The organism is Methanosphaera sp. A6 (assembly GCF_001729395.1).
GTDB lineage: Archaea > Methanobacteriota > Methanobacteria > Methanobacteriales > Methanobacteriaceae > Methanosphaera > Methanosphaera stadtmanae.
Genome location: NZ_MAIF01000040.1, coordinates 1 through 2464, shown reverse-complemented (window position 1 = coordinate 2464; position 2464 = coordinate 1). Strand labels below are relative to the sequence as shown.

The following is a 2464-nucleotide window of genomic DNA, read 5'->3' as shown; positions in this document are numbered from 1 at the left end:
TTCGAAATAATAACATAACTATTAAAATAAAATTTTTTATACTATCATAAAAAAATAAGTATTTAGTTTATTTTCAATTATAATTTAAAAAATAAAAACTTATTTTAAATAAAATAAATAAATTATATTCATGGATTAATGAATTTAGGTAATTTAAAAAAAATTATTTTTATTAATTCAAAAAATATAAAAAAAATGGAGGAAATATTTTAATGAAAATTAATAATAAAACATGTTTTATATTAATTACACTTATTTCATTAACAATACTACTTTCAGCAGTATCAGCCGCTGATACAAACAATACTATTAACTTTGAAAAAGTAGAAAAAACAAGTGATACCAATGTTGTTACTACTGAAAGTCCTAAAAATACAGAAAAAACACAAATAGCAATACAAAATAATAAAGAAGTACAACAAACTACAGATAAAACAACATCACAACTAGAAAATAACAAAAAAGTGGCAAGTACGCAAGATAAAATAACTACACATAATAAAACACAAAAAAATTTAAAAACAGCTACACAAGAAATTTCTATAAACACATACAATGATCTTAAAAATAATATTGCTTCTGCTAGTGGAAAAACAAAAACATTATCTTTGAAAAATAATATTACATTAGGTGGAAATTTAGTTCTTAAAGGAACAAATTCTCTATTAACAATCAATGGTAATGGATATATCATTGATGGAGATACTAAATATCAATTTATTAGAGTAAATCCAAAGAATAAATTAGTTCTAAATAATGTTATAATCATAAATTGTTATACTGAAGATAATGGTGGAGCAATAGATAACTATGGTACAACAGTTGTTAAAGATTCAAAATTCTTCTATAATGAAGCTAGTGTTGGTGGAGTAATAAATAATAGAAATCAATTAACAGTTACAAACTCTGTATTTATAAATAATGCAGGTTCTTTCTTTGGTGGAGCAATATCAACACATAATATAGCTACTATAGAAAATTGTGATTTCATATACAATGTTGCACAAAGTGGAGGAGCAATATTCTCTGATGCAAATCGTACAGAAACTACAACAACTACAATAAGAAATTGTACTTTTTCAAAAAATCAAGTAAAAGATGCTGGAAGTTCAATTACAAGTACTGATGGAAGAACAAAAATATATAAATCAAGATTCACAGATGGTGTTGGACCAAATACAATATATAGTGAAAGTATTTTAAAAAATGCTACATTAATAATAGATTCATCATTTTTCAATGAAACAAAAACAAAATATATTCAACTATCAAATGATACACAAGAAGATATTACAAATGATGTATATATTTCAAATAACACATTTGTTGGACAGAAAGTATCAACTAAAATCACATTAAATGTATTAAATATAAATTCAAAAAATACAACAGTAAAAGTTACAGGAATAAATTTCTACAATAAAACATTAAATGAAGGAATTGTAACATTATATGCAAATAATAAGAAAACATCAAAAAGTATGTCAAATGGTCAAGCAACAATAATATTCAATATTAGTCCAGGAAAGCATGATTTAAAAGCAGTATATGAATCTAATAATATGTATGCAAGTTCTTCAGATTCAAAAACAATAACAGTTCCTAAAATAAATACAACCCTTACAACAGAAATTCTTAAAAAAACTGTAAAAGACACTACATTACACATAACAGTTAAAGCAGCTGATGGTTCTAAAACAACAGGAAATGTTTCAATAGTACATAAAGGAAAAGTATTACTTACAAAAGCATTAGTAAATGGTGCAAACACATATGTATTTGAATTACCAGAAGGAAAACAAGATGTGGAAGTAAAATATCTTGGAAATAGTATGTATGTACCAACTTCTAAAACTTACTCCATTACAACAACAAAAACAACTGTTGGTTTTACAACATATATCTTAAAAAAGACAACAAATAACATTACCTTTAAAGTAATGGCATATGATACTAATAAAACAAAAGTACCTGGTAAAATATCTATTGTAAATAAAAATGGAACTACCCTTGTTACAAAAGCATTAACAAATGGTGAATGCTTATTAACATTTAATTTACCAGCAGGAAAACAAAGTGTAGAAGTAAAATATCTTGGAGATAAATACTATAAAGCTGCATCTAAAGCATATACATTTGAAGTATCTAAAGTTCAAACAGGTATAACAACATACATCCTAAACTCTTTAACTTCAAATACAACATTTAAAGTAATGGTATCTAGTGCAGATAAATCAACAGTAAATGGTAATGTTGCAATAATAAATAATGGTAAAACATTACTTACAAAAGCATTAACAAATGGTGAATGCTTATTAACATTTAAATTACCGGCAGGAAAACAAAATATAACAGTAAAATACCTTGGAAATAATATATACAACAGTAAAACTAAAGTATATACAGTAAATGTAAAAGATAAAGTTCCAGTAACTATAACTACATACATTCTTAAGAAAACCAC

The 2464-nt window shown here is 24.5% G+C and carries 1 protein-coding gene; it reads left to right on the top strand.

Translation table 11 applies throughout. The features are described 5' to 3' along the window. Positions 1 to 212 precede the first annotated feature (212 nt). Positions 213 to 2464 (top strand): Ig-like domain-containing protein (locus A9758_RS01170; RefSeq protein ID WP_143740849.1); only part of this gene is annotated, 2252 nt, incomplete at its 3' end.